This is a genomic window from Nocardia amikacinitolerans NBRC 108937, from assembly GCF_001612615.1.
In the GTDB taxonomy this organism is placed as follows: domain Bacteria; phylum Actinomycetota; class Actinomycetes; order Mycobacteriales; family Mycobacteriaceae; genus Nocardia; species Nocardia amikacinitolerans.
The window spans coordinates 1-15,225 of the sequence record NZ_BDAU01000056.1 but is presented as its reverse complement, the minus strand read 5'-3'; the positions used below and the strand labels follow the sequence as shown (position 1 = coordinate 15,225).

General features: G+C 69.3%; 13 protein-coding genes. 3 read left to right on the top strand and 10 right to left on the bottom strand.

Annotated features, from left to right (window positions below; all coding sequences use genetic code 11):
• Positions 1-240 precede the first annotated feature (240 nt).
• Genes dmpG through NAM01S_RS31140 form a run of 4 tightly spaced genes read right to left on the bottom strand, consistent with a single transcriptional unit; the run spans position 241 to position 4,622 of the window.
• Positions 241-1,278, bottom strand: a complete 1,038-nt coding sequence (gene dmpG, locus NAM01S_RS31155; protein ID WP_067792246.1) for a 4-hydroxy-2-oxovalerate aldolase — start codon at positions 1,276-1,278, stop codon at positions 241-243.
• Positions 1,279-1,290: 12 nt separating this feature from the next.
• Positions 1,291-2,199, bottom strand: a complete 909-nt coding sequence (locus NAM01S_RS31150; protein WP_067792243.1) for an acetaldehyde dehydrogenase (acetylating) — start codon at positions 2,197-2,199, stop codon at positions 1,291-1,293.
• A gap of 10 nt (positions 2,200-2,209) precedes the next feature.
• The gene (locus NAM01S_RS31145) at positions 2,210-2,995 is read right to left on the bottom strand and encodes a 2-keto-4-pentenoate hydratase (RefSeq protein ID WP_067792240.1); all 786 of its coding nucleotides are present in this window, start codon (positions 2,993-2,995) and stop codon (positions 2,210-2,212) included.
• 1 nt (position 2,996) lies between these two features.
• Entirely contained in the window at positions 2,997-4,622 is a 1,626-nt protein-coding gene (locus NAM01S_RS31140; protein WP_067792237.1) for an FAD-binding protein, read from the bottom strand.
• A gap of 105 nt (positions 4,623-4,727) precedes the next feature.
• On the opposite strand from NAM01S_RS31140, the gene kstD reads away from it, so the two are divergent.
• Together kstD and chsH3 are read left to right on the top strand one after the other, a co-directional pair.
• Positions 4,728-6,452: a 3-oxosteroid 1-dehydrogenase gene (gene kstD / locus NAM01S_RS31135; protein WP_067792255.1), complete on the top strand. Its 1,725-nt coding sequence runs from the start codon at positions 4,728-4,730 to the stop codon at positions 6,450-6,452.
• Positions 6,453-6,890: 438 nt separating this feature from the next.
• Positions 6,891-7,751 carry an enoyl-CoA hydratase ChsH3 gene (chsH3, locus tag NAM01S_RS31130; protein ID WP_067792234.1) on the top strand — a complete coding sequence of 287 codons (861 nt, stop codon included), beginning with the start codon at positions 6,891-6,893 and terminating at the stop codon, positions 7,749-7,751.
• A gap of 72 nt (positions 7,752-7,823) precedes the next feature.
• On the opposite strand, the gene NAM01S_RS31125 is transcribed toward chsH3, so the two are convergent.
• The 6 genes from NAM01S_RS31125 to zapE all read right to left on the bottom strand — a co-directional run bounded on the left by NAM01S_RS31125 (position 7,824) and on the right by zapE (position 13,993).
• Positions 7,824-8,282, bottom strand: a complete 459-nt coding sequence (locus NAM01S_RS31125) for a hypothetical protein (protein ID WP_067792232.1) — start codon at positions 8,280-8,282, stop codon at positions 7,824-7,826.
• Positions 8,279-9,562: a DUF58 domain-containing protein gene (locus tag NAM01S_RS31120; RefSeq protein ID WP_067792230.1), complete on the bottom strand. Its 1,284-nt coding sequence runs from the start codon at positions 9,560-9,562 to the stop codon at positions 8,279-8,281. Before NAM01S_RS31120 ends, NAM01S_RS31125 begins: the two co-directional genes overlap by 4 nt.
• Positions 9,559-10,527 carry an AAA family ATPase gene (locus tag NAM01S_RS31115; protein ID WP_067792227.1) on the bottom strand — a complete coding sequence of 323 codons (969 nt, stop codon included), beginning with the start codon at positions 10,525-10,527 and terminating at the stop codon, positions 9,559-9,561. Before NAM01S_RS31115 ends, NAM01S_RS31120 begins: the two co-directional genes overlap by 4 nt.
• A gap of 27 nt (positions 10,528-10,554) precedes the next feature.
• Positions 10,555-11,052, bottom strand: coding sequence for a hypothetical protein (locus NAM01S_RS31110; RefSeq protein WP_067792224.1), 498 nt, complete (start codon positions 11,050-11,052; stop codon positions 10,555-10,557).
• The gene (locus tag NAM01S_RS31105) at positions 11,049-11,972 is read right to left on the bottom strand and encodes a DUF4129 domain-containing protein (protein WP_067792252.1); all 924 of its coding nucleotides are present in this window, start codon (positions 11,970-11,972) and stop codon (positions 11,049-11,051) included. Before NAM01S_RS31105 ends, NAM01S_RS31110 begins: the two co-directional genes overlap by 4 nt.
• Before the next feature lie 182 nt (positions 11,973-12,154).
• Entirely contained in the window at positions 12,155-13,993 is a 1,839-nt protein-coding gene (zapE, locus tag NAM01S_RS37115; protein ID WP_067792221.1) for a cell division protein ZapE, read from the bottom strand.
• Between the two features lie 80 nt (positions 13,994-14,073).
• Here zapE and NAM01S_RS31095 point away from each other — a divergent pair, with 80 nt between their 5' ends.
• Positions 14,074-14,640 carry a TetR/AcrR family transcriptional regulator gene (locus NAM01S_RS31095; RefSeq protein ID WP_067792249.1) on the top strand — a complete coding sequence of 189 codons (567 nt, stop codon included), beginning with the start codon at positions 14,074-14,076 and terminating at the stop codon, positions 14,638-14,640.
• Positions 14,641-15,225: the final 585 nt, after the last annotated feature.

The following is a 15,225-nucleotide window of genomic DNA, read 5'->3' as shown; positions in this document are numbered from 1 at the left end:
CTTGGCTGCGCCTCCGATTCATCGCGGGCGACTTGGCTGCGCCTCCGATTCATCGCGGGCAACAGCGCTGCGCCTCCGATTCATCGCGGGCGACAGCGCTGCGCCCCCGAGCCCGCGGGAATGCTCATGCGGCCAGCCCGAATCCGACGCCGTCGAGGCCGTGATGGCGTCGCCGGAGCAGATCCGGCCCGCGAGACCACCCGCGGGCCGGATACGGCAGAGTCCTCGAAACCGCGCCGATCAGGCGGAAACCGCGGCCTGCTCCCGCTGCAACTCCAGCGCGATGTCGATGAGCTGGTCTTCTTGACCACCGACGAGCTTGCGCTTGCCCGCGCGCACGAGCATCTCGGCGGCCGAGACCCCATAGCGTTCGGCCTGGCGCTCGGCGTGCTTGAGGAAGCTCGAGTAGACGCCCGCGTAGCCCATCATCAGGGCCTGGCGGTCCAGCAGGCATTCCTGCGGCATGGCAGGGCGAACGACATCTTCCGCGGCATCGGCGATCGCGAAGAAGTCGATGCCGGTCTTGATGCCGAGCTTGTCGCAGACGCCGACCAGCGCCTCGACCGGCGTATTACCTGCGCCCGCGCCGAAACGCCGTGCACTGCCGTCGATCTGGGTGGCACCGGCGCGAATCGCGTAGATGGAGTTGGCCACCGCGAGATCGAGATTCTCGTGACCGTGGAAACCGACCTGCGCGTCGTTGCCGAGCTCGGCGACCACCGCCGCGACACGATCGGAAACCTGTTCCAGGACAAGCGCTCCCGCCGAGTCGACGATGTACACGCACTGACACCCGGCGTCGGCCATGATGCGCGCCTGCTTGGCGAGCACCTCCGGCGGCTGGGTGTGCGACATCATCAGGAAGCCAACGGTTTCCAGCCCGAGGTCGCGCGCGAGGCCGAAGTGCTGGATGGAGACGTCGGCCTCTGTGCAGTGGGTGGCGATGCGGCAGATGGACGCGCCGTTGTCCTGGGAGACCTTGATGTCCTCCTTGACGCCGACGCCGGGCAGCATGAGCACCGCGATCTTGGCCTGCTTGGCCGTCTGGGCGGCGATCGTAACCAGTTCCTGCTCGGGGGTTTTCGAGAAACCGTAGTTGAACGAGGAACCGCCGAGCCCGTCGCCGTGGGTCACCTCGATGACCGGAACGCCCGCGCCGTCGAGCGCGGCGACGATGTCACGCACCTCGGTGGCGGTGAACTGGTGGCGCTTGTGGTGCGAGCCGTCGCGCAGCGAGGTGTCGGTGACGCGGATGTCGAGTTCTGCTGAATAAGCCATGGGTAACGCTCCTTACACCCGGGTCGAGGAGATCTGCTGCGCCATGACCTCGCCCACTTTGGTGGCCGCGGCGGTCATGATGTCGAGGTTGCCCGCGTACGGGGGCAGGAAGTCGCCCGCGCCCTCGACCTCGACGAAGACCGAAACCTTCGCCAGGCCACCGGAAACCACCGACGGCTCGTCGAACTGGGGTTCGTTGAGCAGTCGGTAACCGGGCACGTACTGCTGGATGTCGGCGACCATCCGGTGGATGGAGTCGGCGATCGCGTCGGTGTCGGCGTCCTCCGGGATGGCGCAGAAGATGGTGTCGCGCATGATCATCGGCGGCTCGGCCGGGTTCAGGATGATGATCGCCTTGCCGCGCTCGGCGCCGCCGATGGTCTCCACGCCCCGACTGGTGGTCTTGGTGAACTCATCGATGTTGGCGCGAGTGCCAGGACCGGCGGACACCGACGACACCGAGGCGACGATCTCGGCGTACGGCACCGGCACGACGCGCGACACGGCCGCGACGATCGGGATGGTGGCCTGGCCGCCGCAGGTGATCATGTTGACGTTCGGCGCGTCCAGGTTGGCGCCGAGGTTCACCGGCGGCACCACGGCGGGGCCCACCGCGGCCGGGGTGAGGTCCACCGCGCGGATGCCCGCCTCGGCGTACTTCGGCGCGGCGGCGCGGTGCACGTAGGCCGAGGTGGCCTCGAAGACCAGGTCCGGCAGCTCGGACTGCCCGAGCAACCAGTCGACGCCCTCGTGCGAGGTCTCCAGCCCGAGCCCACGGGCCCGTTTGAGGCCCTCGCTCTCCGGGTCGATGCCGATCATCCAGCGCGGCTCGATGACCTCCGAGCGCAGCAGCTTGTAGAGCAGATCGGTGCTGATGTTGCCGGACCCGACGATCGCGGCGGTGACGGTCCCGTTGGACACGACAATCCTCCTAGATGAATTGCAAACGGACGGAACCGAGTCCGGCGAACTCGGCGTGGAACTTGTCGCCAGGACGGGCGTCGATGGCGCGGGTGCAGGAGCCGGGCAGCACGATGTCGCCCTTCTTCAGCCGCACGCCGAACGAGGCGACCTTGCGCGCCAGCCAGGCCACGGCGATGACCGGATCGCCGAGCACCGCGTCGCTGCGCCCCTCGGCGACCACCTCGTCGTTGCGGGTGAGCACCGCGTCGATGGCCTTGATGTCGATGTCCTTCGGCGCGACCCGCTCCGGTCCGAGCACGTAACCGGCCGACGACGCGTTGTCCGAGATGGTGTCGCACAGGCCGATGTTCCAGTCCTTGATCCTGGAATCGATCAGCTCGATCGCCGGCGCGTAGGCGACGGTCGCGGCGAGCACGTCCTCCTCGGTGCAGTCCGCGCCGGGCAGGTCGGCGCCGAGCACGAACCCGACCTCGACCTCTACGCGCGGGAAGAGGTAGCGGCCGGCCTCGACCGGAACGTCTTCGAACACTTCCATTTCCGCGAGCAGGTGCCCGTAGTCGGGCTCGTCCACGCCCATCATCTGCTGCATGGCCTTGGACGAGAGGCCGACCTTGTGGCCGACCACGCGCGCGCCGCTGTCGAGGCGGCTGCGGATGTTGATCAGCTGGATCTCGTAGGCGTCGACCACATCGATGTCGGGGTATCGCGCGACCAGCGGGTCGATGGCGACCCGATCGTTCTCGGCCCGCGCGAGTTCGTCGGCGAGTTCGGTTCGTACCGCGTCGGACAACACGCTAGTTTCCTTCCACTGTTGCTTTTTCGAGGACGGCCTGTTCGCCCGCCGCGGACCGTCCCGCGCGGCGACCGGAGAAGACGCAGTCGGCCAGCGAAAGTCCGCTGACGTAGGAATCCGAGCAGATGCCGACGGCGGTCCGGCCCGCGGCGAACAGGCCAGGAATGTCGTTGCCCTCGGCGTTTTTCACTGCGCCGGTGTGCTCGTCGACGACGACGCCGCCGAGGGTGAGCATCGGGCACGGGTTGGTGAGACTCGGCTTGATCCCCACATCCAACAGCCAGTACGGGCCGCTGCGCACGGGTTCGGTGAATTCGGCGGGCTTGCCGACCGGGTCGGGTGCGCCGTTCGCGATGGCGGCGTTGTGCGCGTCGACGGTCGCGCGCAGCCCGGCCGGATCGATACCCGCCTTGGCCGCAACGGCTTCCAGTGTCGCGCCGCGCACGGCGTTGCGGCGCATCACTTCGAATTGGCCGCGCTGGAACCAGGTCGCCTGGGTGCGGATCTGCGCTATCGCGGTGCGCATGAGCCGCGCGTCGGCGAGCAGCCAGCCCTTGCCCTCGTGCTCGTTGATCAGCTTGTGGCCGACCGCGGCGCCGTAGCGGGTCTCGTCGATCACCCGGCGGCCGTGCGCGTCGACCAGCACCGAGCCGGTGAAAGCGCTGGGCGGCAAGATGAATCGCCAGGCCGAGACGTTGCCCATGCGGTCGGTGGCCGCGCCGACCTCTTGCGCCATCAGGATGCCGCTGCCGTCGTCGCCGGTGGTGCCGAGCGCGAGACCGGCGCGGTATTGCGGACCGTACTGCGCGAGCATGGCGCGATTGGCGATGAAGCCGCCCGCGCTGACCACGACGCCGCGCCTCGCCCTTACCCGAATCGTCGTGCCGTAGCGGCGATCGAGCAGGTCGAGGCGCTTCTCCAGCGACTTGCGCAGCGGCGGATAGTAGATGCCCGGCTTGGCAGCGGCTTTGGCCATGCGGCTGTAGCGGTCACGGACCCGGCCGGGGGCGTCGCGCAGCGATCGGCATTCCACACCGATCACCACGCCGTTGTCGTCGGTGATCAATCGCGTTGCGGTGGTGAGGGTTTCGACCCGAATGCCGCGACGCGCCGCGGAGGCGGCGAGCGGGCCGGTGAGCTGCTTGCCAGAGGTGCCCTTGCCCTTGACGCGGTGGCCGCGCTGCGCGGGCTCGGCGACCTCGCGGCCGTAACCGGAGACCTCGCTGCCGGAGTAGTACAGGTAGTAGCTGTCGTTCGGGTACGAGGTCTTGTACGGGCAGAGCGAGGCCTCGAACGGCACGCCGTGCCCCTTCAACCACTCGATCATGGCCGGGCTCTCGTCCACGAAACGGCGCAGCGTCTCCGGTGTGACGGCGGTGCCGACCTCGCGCTCGAGATAGGCGAGCATCTGCTCCGGCGTATCGCGTACCCCCGCCTCGCGCTGCACCGACGTGCCGCCACCGGCGTAGATGATGCCGCCGGACAACGCCGACGCGCCGCCTCCGTTGAACCGCTCCAACACCACGACCTGCGCGCCCGCCTCCGTCGCTTCCAAGGCGGCCGACGCCCCCGCGGCGCCGTATCCGACGACGACCACGTCAGCGGTCAGGTCCCATTCGAGGCCCATGTACTTCACTCCGGTCCGAAACTGAAACAAGTTTCCTCGACAAATGGAACGCCGAGCAAGTCTTCTGCCACACAACATAGACCAATGGCGCGTCCATTCTATAACGTGTTCTACATGACAGATCCGGTTCTCGAGCCACACAGCTACGACGTGGTGGTGGTCGGCAGCGGCGCCGCGGGCATGACCGCCGCCCTCACCGCGGCCCACCACGGCCTCAGCGCGGTCATCATCGAAAAGGCCGCGCACTACGGCGGGTCGACCGCGCGCTCCGGTGGCGGCGTGTGGATTCCCGGCAACAAGGCGCTGCGCGCGTCGGGTCGTCCCGACGACCGGGAGGACGCGCGCACCTACCTGCACAGCATCGTCGGCGACGTGGTGCCCAAGGACCGGATCGACACCTACATCGACCGCGGCGCCGAGGCCTTCGACTTTGTGCTCGACCACACCCCGCTGAAGATGAAGTGGGTGCCCGGGTACTCGGACTACTACCCGGAGGCGCCCGGCGGTCTCGGCGAGGGACGCTCCTGCGAGCCCAAGCCGTTCAACCTCAAAGTCCTGGGCGCGGAGAAGGACAAGCTGGAGCCTCCCTATGCGAAGGCGCCGCTGAACGTGGTCGTCATGCAGGCGGATTTCGTCCGCCTCAACCTCATCCGCCGCCACCCGAAGGGCATGATGCGCGCCATGCGCGTCGGCGCGCGGACCTACTGGGCGAAGTTCACCGGCAAGCACATCGTCGGCATGGGCCAGGCCATCATCGCCGCCATGCGCAAGGGGCTGATGGACGCGAACGTTCCGGTGCTGCTGAACACGCCGATGACCGAGCTCGTCGTGGAGAACGGCGCGGTCACAGGCGTACGTGCGCTGGTGGACGGCAAGCCCGTCGTGTTCACCGCGCGCCACGGCGTCGTGCTCGGCAGCGGCGGTTTCGAGCACAACGCGGAGATGCGCGCGAAGTACCAGCGCCAGCCCATCACCACCGAGTGGACGACGGGCGCGGCGGCCAACACCGGCGACGGCATCCGCGCCGGCATCGATGCGGGCGGCGCGGTCGACTTCATGGAGGACGCCTGGTGGGGGCCGACCGTCTTCAAGGGTGGTCGCCCGTGGTTCGCCCTCGCCGAGCGCAATCTGCCCGGCTGCATCATCGTCAACCGCGACGGCAAGCGATTCGGTAATGAGTCCGCTCCTTACGTCGAGGCTGGGCACACCATGTACGGCGGCGAATATGGGCAGGGCGAGGGTCCGGGCGAGAACATCCCGGCGTGGCTGGTGTTCGACCAGCGCTATCGCAACCGCTACATCTTCGCCGGATTGCAGCCTGGTCTGCGCTTTCCGTCCCGCTGGATGGAAAACGACAACATCGTCAAGGCCGAAAGCCTGGAAGAGTTGGCGTCCGCGATCGGCGTGCCCGCGGAGAATCTGGCCGCGACCGTCGAGCGGTTCAACAAGTTCGCCGAGACCGGCACCGACGAGGACTTCGGCCGCGGCAACAGCCACTACGACCGCTACTACGGCGACCCGACGGTGAAGCCGAACCCCTGCCTCGCCGGCCTGGTGCAGGGTCCGTTCTACGCGGCCAAGATCGTGCCTGGCGATCTCGGCACCAAGGGCGGTCTCGTCGCCGACTCGGCGGGCCGCGTGCTGCGCGAAGACGGCAGCACCATCGAGGGTCTCTACGCCTCGGGCAACTGCTCGACGCCGGTCATGGGCCACACCTACGCCGGACCCGGCGCGACCATCGGCCCCGCGATCACCTTCGGCTACCTCGCCGTCCTCGACATCGCCAAGCGCAAGCAGGAGCAGCCCGCCGCGGCCGCCTCCGAGGCGTAACCGCATGCCGTTGCCACACAGCCACCACACGGTTCACATAGGCGGTGCCTATGTGAACCGTGTGAAAAGTGTGTGGCAGCGACCAGAACCGCTCGGGCTGCGCCGCGAACTGACGTGGCCGTGTGGCGGTACGCCGACCTCGGAGACCGTGGACCCCGGTGCGGGACGCCGTCCCGTGCGGCAACGAACCCGCGGATGCGAGCGCGACACCGGCCCGCGCGGCGGACGAGCCCACGGATCTGGGTGCGGCGCCGTCTCACGCAGCGGCCAGGCTCGCAGGTCGAGCGCGACACCGGCCGGCACGCGGTGGCCGGACTCGCGGCGGGCTGTCGTCCCGGCGAGTGGATATGGCGTTGCCAGAGGCGGGCGCGTGCCCGCAGGATCGATTCGTGGGCCGGTGCGAACGAATCCGTCCACAACCATGCACAAGGAGTACTGATGCCCATCGACCCGAAGATCGCGCTCGGCGCGGAACTGCCGAGCCGAGAGTTCGCGTGGACGCCGTCGGATGTGCAGCTCTATCAGCTCGGGCTCGGCGCGGGAGCGCGGTGGACCGATGCCGCCGAGCTGCGCTACCTCGACGATCGGGAACCGCAGGTGCTGCCGACCTTCGCGACCGTCGCGCAGACTCTGCACGAGACCGAGCCGCCCAAGGTGAGCTTCCCCGGTATCGATATCGATCTGGCGAAGGTGGTGCACGGACACCAGGAGGTGGAGGTGCACCGTCCGATCCCCGCCGCGGGCAAGGCGACCAGCACCGGGCGGATCAGCGAGATCTGGGACAAGGGCTCGGCCGCTGTGGTCGTGCAGGAGCACACCATCACCGGCTCCGACGGCGCGCCGCTGTGGACCACCCGCTCGTCCATCTTCGCCAAGGGTGAGGGCGGCTTCGGCGGTGAGCGTGGGCCGAGCACGAAGTCGGAGCTGCCCGATCGCGCACCGGATTTCGACGTCACCACGCGCACGCTGCCGCAGCAGGCGCTGCTGTACCGGATGCTCGGCGACCGCAATCCGCTGCACTCCGACCCCGAATTCGCCCGCGCGGCAGGGTTCCCCAACCCGATCCTGCACGGCCTGTGCACCTACGGAATCGTCTGCAAGACCGCGACCGACACCGCACTGGACGCCGACGCCACCCGCGTCACCGGTTTCCGCGCGCGCTTCGCCGGTGTGCTCTACCCGGGCGAGACCATCCGCACCCGGATCTGGCGCACCGACGGCGAACTCGTCATCGCCGCGACCGTGGTCGAGCGCGAGGACGCGCCGGTGCTCGCGGACGTCAGCTTGAAGTTCGAGTAGGGCGGGACATCAGCCTGAAGTAGCCGGGGTGACCGTCGCTCGTTCGGAGAGTCGGTCACCTTCGTCCGCGATCTAGCCGGACGGCGGACCGACTATCGCCTCTGATCGGGTGCGGCGTGGGCCGAGGCCTTGGATGACCAAGGCGTACAACACGATCACGACGACCGGTGCGACAGCGGGAGCCCAGGCCAGACGCAGCGGCAGCAGGGCCGCGCCCACCGCGCAGGCCGCGAAACCCACCGCGCCGACGACCGAGGGCAGCGTGGTCGGCACGACGCCGACCGGCGCGGTCACGGTCGCCGCGTTCAGCAGGTAGGTGGTGGCCACCAAACCCGTTGCGGCCGCGGCGAGTACACCAGTGTCGGCCCAGGCGAGCACGCCGATCGCGACGAGCACGGCGGCGACCGCGGCGGGACGGAACCACCAGCCCGCCGCCGTCAGTATCAGCGCGGGAAGGGCCGCGAGCGGCGACATGAGCAGGACCGACGTGACGAGCAGGACGCCGGCGAGCACGGCGAGGAATCTGGTCATCGGCGCACCCGCACTGTCCTGCGGTGTTCGGGCAGCAGGCGCATGATCTCGTCGAGCCTGGCGTCCTGCGCCCACGGCACGATGTCGACGCCGACGGTGCCCATGTCGCGATACATGGAGGCGCGTTCCAGCTGCCACATGCGCGCGAGGGTCTGGTCGAGGCCGTCGCGAAACGGCGTGCCGCGCAACACGTCCACCACCACGACGACGTGCCCGCGCTTGCGCAGATCGATGAGCGCCAGCGCGAACTGGGTGTCGAGCAATGTGGAGAAGGCCACCACGATCGCGCCGAGCGGCACCGCGGCGTGCGGCGCAAGGGTGCCGGTGGTGGGGATGTGCTCGTCGCCCACGTCGAGCACGGTGTCGACGATCCGGTAGAACTGGCGCCGCCCGATGTCGGGCCGCAGCCAGCGCGGGCCCTGGCCGAGGCAGACGACCGCGGTCCGGTCGCCCGCCTGCAATGTCGACTGCACGACCTGGGCCGCGCCGCGCACCGACAGCTCGAGCGAATCGGTCGCCGGGCCAGGCGCCTGCTGCGAGGTGTCGACGAGCACGACGACGTCGGCAGACCGGTTGGTCAGCCGCTCGGTGACGTACAACCGCCCGCGCCGGGCACTGACCGGCCAGTTCACGATCCGCAGCTGATCGCCCGGCGCGTAGGCGCGGATGTCGGCGTATTCCACACCCGGGCCGTGCCTCCGGGTCAGATGGGTGCCGAGCCGTTCCGGAAGTTCGGTGCGCGGCAAGCGCATTCGCTGCGGATCGGTCACCGGGTAGACGAACAACTGTCCGGCGGGCAGCGTCGCCGTCGCGATGGCGAGCCCCGCCGGACTGAGCGCGGACACCCGCACCGACACCGGGTAGCGGCCCCAGCGCCCGGCCGAGAGAACCAGCCGCAGCCCGGCGGGCGCCGCCCCTGAGTCACTCGCCTCCTCGATCTCGATCCCGAGTCCTTGCACCGTCTGCGGCTTCAGGCGAAGCAGCGCGTGCCCCGCCTCGACGAAGGCGGCGACGGTGAGGACAACCTCCTCGGTCTCGAAGCAGCGCAGGGTGCCGCCGCCGTCGACCTGGATCCTGGTCCGCGACTGCTGCCACGGCGCGGTCGCGAGCACGCCGAGCAGCGGCGCGGCGAACACCACCAGCTGCCACCGCGCGGCGACCACCGCGACCACCAGCGCCACCGCCGCGCAGCAGGCCAGCATGTACACCAGCGGCGCTGGGCGCCACCGCAATTCGGCCTCGACGGTGGCGCTCGCGTCGCGGTGCCTCGACCGGGTCATGTCACGGTGGCGCGCGGAACCGGCAGGCGGCGCAGCAGTTCGGCGATCACGTCCTCGCCGCGGATCCGGCGCACCCACATCTCCGGGCGCAGCGTGATCCGGTGCGCCATGGCCGGAATCGCCAGCGCCTTCACGTCTTCCGGGATGACGTAGTCCCGGCCGAGCAGCAGTGCGCGGGCGCGCGACATCTGCACCAGATCCAGTTCGGCGCGCGGACTCGCGCCGACCTCGACCTGCGGGTGGCCGCGGGTCGCGCCCGCCAGAGCGACGACGTAACCGACCACGTCGGGATGCACCGTCACGTATTCGACCGACTGCCGCATCTCCAGCAGCCCGTTGGCGTCGACCACCTGGCCGACCTGCGGCGGCGTCGCGCCGCGCTCCAGGCGTCTGCGGATCATCTGGGTCTCGTCGTGCTCGGACAGGTAGCCCAGCCGCAGTTGGATGGCGAAGCGGTCGAGCTGCGCCTCGGGCAGCGGATAGGTGCCCTCGTATTCGATGGGGTTGTCGGTGGCGAGCACGATGAACGGCTGCGGCAGCGGGTAGGTTTCGCCGTCGATGCTGACCTGTCCCTCCGCCATCGCCTCCAGCAGCGCGGCCTGGGTCTTCGGCGGGGTGCGGTTCACCTCGTCGGCCAGCAGCACGTTGGTGAAGACCGGGCCACGCCGGAAGTTGAACCGGCCCGAGTTCATGTCGTAGATGGTGGAGCCGAGCAGGTCGGCGGGTAGCAGGTCGGGGGTGAACTGCACCCGCGTGAAGTCGAGGCCGAGCGCGGCGGCGAAGGATCTGGCGATCAGCGTCTTGCCGAGTCCGGGCAGGTCCTCGATGAGGACGTGCCCACCGGACAGCACGGCGATCATGATCAGCTGCAACTCGTCGCGCTTGCCCACGACGACGCGGCCCAGCTCCCGCAGCACCGCCTCGGTTCGCTGGACGGTCACGGTCACGTCCAGTGGCATCGTCATTTGTCTACTCGCACTCGTCAACCCATTTCACATTCTCTGCAGGCGGCGCAGGATCTCGTCCAGCGCCGCCCGACCCGGTGCGCGCGTCGTCTGATCGCGCAGTGCCGAGTTCGCCGGATCCACCCAGCGCCACAGTTCCGGTCCGAACTGCAGAATCCCGGCCGCTTCGGTCGCCCTGCGGTTCTTGGCTACCCGCATGCCCGTGGACAACTCGAATTCTTTGGCGAGCAATGGCCGCAGGTGCCGATCCCAGTCGGCCCTGCTGCCGTCGGCACGCTCGGCGAGCATCTGCGCCCGCGCCTGCCAGCGGTTCAGCATTTCCTGCGGGCCGTTCTCGATGTCGTCGGAGCGCTCGTCGTCGTCCGCGTTTCCGCGCTCGCGCAACGTCAGGATCAGCTGGAACAGCGCGAGAGCGACCGGGACGGCGGCGAGCAGCAGCATCGCACCGCGCGCCCTGCCGAACGCGACCAGCTCCAGCACCACCACCGCGACGATCGCGGCGGCCGCGATCCCTGCCCTGTTCATCCGGCCACCACCACCTCTCCTTGCAGGTCGGCGAGCACGATGCGCAGCAGCTGTTCGGCACGCATCCGCTGCCACTCGAGCATCGCGTGTGGACTGAACCTGGCCTCCTCGAAGAGCGCGACGAGCTCGCGGGCGGACGCGTCGTGCAGCGCGCCGCGCTCGAACGCGCGGGCCAGCACTTCCATCGGGGTGTCGGAGGCCAGTGGCGCGGCCGCGCGGTCGACGGCGAGACCGCGCTCCATGGCGACATAGCAGGCGATGATGGCGGTACGCGGCTCCTGGCCCGGCGCGTTCATCGCGGCCAGACCCATTTCGGCGGCCCTGGCGAGCGAATCGACGACGGTCGGCGGAGCGGGAGTCTCCGGCGGCGGAGCGGCGACCGGCTTGCGGCGGGCCGTCGCGGCGACCACCACCAGACCGACCAGCGCGACACCGACCAGGACGCCTGCGCCGACGATCGTCAGAACCAAGCCGGTTCCGGTCAGGCTCTCGGCTCCGCCGGGCTGGGGCGGCGGAGTGGTAGGGAGATGTTCGGGCGGTGCGCCCTCGCCGGTGGCGGGCGCGGGCTCGGACGGCTGCACTTCGGTGCGGACGCCGACGAAGAACACGGCGGAGGCGGCGGCCAAGACCAGCGCGAGCCCGGCGAGAGCCGCGAGTACCAGCAGACCGACCCGGCCGAGTCGCCATTGGCGGAGCTCCTCCTCCCGATCGAGTTCGGGCATGGCGAGCGGCAGCCGGTGCTGACTGGCGATCACGCCCGCGAGCAGGATCACCACCGAGACCGTGAGCAGCACCGGCATCAGCGCCAAGGCGAGCGCGGAGGGACCCGAGCGACGATCGGCGCTCTCCTCGACCGCGCCGGGGATGTGTCCGCGCAAGGCGATGGCGGCAACGGCCAGCAGCGTGATCAGCACGATCACGCGCGATATCGCCGCTCGCGCCCGGACCACCAGCGTCTACCACCAAACCTGAGAACTGCTCGAATCAGCCACATAGTTACATGCCGAACGGTCCGCTCGGGAGGGAATCGAATACTTCGGATCATGTCCGTTTTAACTCGGGCCGCCGGCGAGTCGCCGCAGGTAGGACCGGAAAAGTGCGGCTACCCAGCCGCCGCGGTCACCGCTTGTGAGATCTCACAGAGGCGGCTCTCGGTGCGTGAAATGTCCGGAACGCCGACCACGCCGTCGACCAGCTCGGGCAGGGGCGCCGCGGCGCAGAGTGTGAGCTCGAGGTCCGCGTCGTAGAGCACGTCGACCAGGTTCACCAGACGCATCGCCCAGTCCGGCGGGACCTCGCGCAGCCGGGGAACGTCCCGGATCGTCCAGCGACGGAAGCGCCGGGTCAGGCCGACGTAGTCGGTGGCGGAGGTGGGGGTGCCGCAGAGCGCGGAGAAGTCGAAGGTGATCGCGGCGCCGTCGACGGCGCGGGCGCGGAGTGTGCGGTCGCCGATCGGGATAGGGATCGCGTCGTCATCGACTGCGTGCGCCAGGAGGTTGCGGTCGCCGGTCGGGACGTCGACCACGCCCCCATCGACCGCACAAACCCCGAGCGCGCGGTCGCCGATCCGGACGTCGACCGCGTCGTCGTCGACAGTGTCCGCCGAGAGCCTGCGGTCGCCGATCGGGACATCGACCACGGCACCATCGACCGCGCAGGTCCCGAGCGCGCGGTCGCCGATCCGGACGTCGACCGCGTCACCGTCGACGGTGTGCGCCCGGCACCTGCGGGCACCGAGGATCGGAACTTCCGTCGCGTCACCGTCCACAGCGTGTGCACGGAGCGCGCGGTCGCCGAGCGGGTCTGGACTCGCGTTGCCGTCGACGGCGTCCGCCGAGAGCCTGCGGTCGCCGATCGGGACATCGACCACGCCACCATCGACCGCACAGGTCCCGAGCGCACGGTCGCCGATCCGGAGGTCGACCGCGTCGTCGTCGATGGTGTGCGCCCGGCACCTGCGGGCACCGAGGATCGGAACTTCCGTCGCGTCACCGTCCACAGCGTGTGCACGGAGCGCGCGGTCGCCGATCCGGACGAGACTCGCGTTGCCGTCGACGACGACCGCCGAGAGCCTGCGGTCGCCGATCGGGACACCGACCACGCCACCATCGACCGCACAGGCCCCGAGCGCACGGTCGCCGATCCGGACGTCGACCGCGTCACCGTCCGCAGCGCCTCGCTGGAGCGCGCGACCGTGGGTCGGGATGGTGATCGCGTCGCCATCGACGGTGTGCGCCCGGAGTGTGCGATCGCCGGTCGGGACCGGGAGCTCGTCTTCGGCGGGGATCTGGGGACCGGCAGCGCCGACAGCGGTGACAGTGCGGGCGGGGCTAGCGGCGGGGGCGGGCGGCGTCCCTTTGCTCTCGGTCGGCACGCAGCAGACTAGATAGCGGCCCGCTGCGAAACCTCTTGTGGCGTCGCGGTTGGGCAGTGTGCGGTAGTCGGTGGGTCCGTCTACCGAGAGCACGTCCAAGTGTTCGACGATGCGGGCGATGGTCGGCAGGAACCGGTCGTGGAACAGCGGGTTCGGCAGCAGTTGGGTGGGCGGGTAGTTCGAGGTGAGCACGAGCGCGATGCGGCGGGCGAAGAGGGCATCCAGCATGCGGGCGACGAGCATGGCGTCGCCGATGTCGTGGACGTGGAACTCGTCGAAGCAGACCAAGCGCGCGGTGCCGAGCAGACGCTCGATGGCGGTGTCGATCGAGCCGGTTTCGTGTGCGGCGCTGTGCAATTCGGCGAAGAACCAGTGGAAGTGATAGCGCTTCGCGCGGTCGGCGTCGACGGTAGCGAGGAAGCGGTCCATCAGCATGGTCTTGCCGCGGCCTGGTCGACCGTGCAGGTAGACGCCGCGCGCACCTTTGATCGGGCGGCCGCGCCGGTCCACGAGGCGAGCCAGCCGGTCGGCCGCCGCGCGCTGATCCGGGTCGAGTTCGATCGTCATCCCAGCCTCCTCGCTCTACAGATGTAGAGTCCTCTACAGTTGTAGAGCATGGCGCGGGATGCGGACTAGAGGAGGTGATGATGTCCACAACCGACCGGCGCACCCTGATCGTCGACGCGGCCATCGAACTGATCGCCCGGCGCGGCCTGCGCGCGCTGACACACCGTGCGCTGGACACCGAGCTGGCACTGCCGCCCGGATCGTCCTCCTACTACTTCCGCACCAAACGCGCGCTGATCGAGGCGATCGCCGACCGGATATCCGCCCGTTCCCGAAGCGATTTCGTCGCGGCGAAGTTCGACGCACCCGAGACGACCGAACTGCCCTCCATCGCCCACGGCATCGCGGTCTGGTTGGACCGGCTGCTCCTCGAACGCCGCGACCACCTCATCGCCCGGCACGCACTGATCGTCGACCCGGAACTGCACGCCCGGTTGGCCAACAGCCTCTTCTCGGTCGCACGCGCCCGAGAACTGTTCCGCGCCACCGGCTTCCCCGACCCGGACACCGCCGCCGCCGACTTCGTCGCCATCCTCGAGGGCGCGGTCTTCGACCGCTTCGCGGGCAACCGCAGCGCCCTCCCCGCGGGCACACCCGCCAGCATCACCCAGCTGACGACACTCCTGTCCGCCTACCTCCGCCGCTGACAAGCAGAGCCACCGCACGGGTCCGCCGATCTGCCATGCCACGCCGAAGATGTTGGTGCCACACACCTTTCGCACGCTCCACATAGGCACCGGCTGTGTGAAGCGTATGGAAGCTGTGTGGCAGCAATGCACCGCCGCGCCAGACCTTGGCCACAGAGTTTCGCACGCTTCACACAGGCGCCGGCTATGTGAACCGTGCGGAAGATATGTGGCAGCGGCGCACGGCCGCACTGGACGCGGACACCGGCCACGTGAGGCGTGCGGAAGCTGTATGGACAGCAATGCACCGCCGCGACGGACCCTCGCCACACACCTTTCGCACGCTTCACATAGGCACCGGCTATGTGAACCATGCGGAAGATATGTGGCAGCGGCGCACGGCCGCACTGGACGCGGACACCGACTATGTGCGGCATGCAGTCGGTATGTACAGCGGTGCACGGCCGCGGTGGACGTAGGCACCGACTACATGGGGCATGCAGAAGATAGTGGCAGCTATGCACTGCCGCGCCGGACCCTTCGCCACAGAGTCTTCGCACGCGTCACATAGGCACTGGCTATGCGAGGCGTATGGAAGCTCTGCGG

What these genes read in the sequence shown, in the direction of transcription:
- dmpG (WP_067792246.1), bottom strand. Translation starts at nt 1,278, where the DNA reads ATGGCTTATTCAGCAGAACTCGACATCCGCGTCACCGACACCTCGCTG.
- NAM01S_RS31140 (WP_067792237.1), bottom strand. Translation starts at nt 4,622, where the DNA reads ATGGGCCTCGAATGGGACCTGACCGCTGACGTGGTCGTCGTCGGATAC.
- chsH3 (WP_067792234.1), top strand. Translation starts at nt 6,891, where the DNA reads ATGCCCATCGACCCGAAGATCGCGCTCGGCGCGGAACTGCCGAGCCGA.
- NAM01S_RS31125 (WP_067792232.1), bottom strand. Translation starts at nt 8,282, where the DNA reads ATGACCAGATTCCTCGCCGTGCTCGCCGGCGTCCTGCTCGTCACGTCG.
- NAM01S_RS31120 (WP_067792230.1), bottom strand. Translation starts at nt 9,562, where the DNA reads ATGACCCGGTCGAGGCACCGCGACGCGAGCGCCACCGTCGAGGCCGAA.
- NAM01S_RS31115 (WP_067792227.1), bottom strand. Translation starts at nt 10,527, where the DNA reads ATGACGATGCCACTGGACGTGACCGTGACCGTCCAGCGAACCGAGGCG.
- NAM01S_RS31110 (WP_067792224.1), bottom strand. Translation starts at nt 11,052, where the DNA reads ATGAACAGGGCAGGGATCGCGGCCGCCGCGATCGTCGCGGTGGTGGTG.
- zapE (WP_067792221.1), bottom strand. Translation starts at nt 13,993, where the DNA reads ATGACGATCGAACTCGACCCGGATCAGCGCGCGGCGGCCGACCGGCTG.
- NAM01S_RS31095 (WP_067792249.1), top strand. Translation starts at nt 14,074, where the DNA reads ATGTCCACAACCGACCGGCGCACCCTGATCGTCGACGCGGCCATCGAA.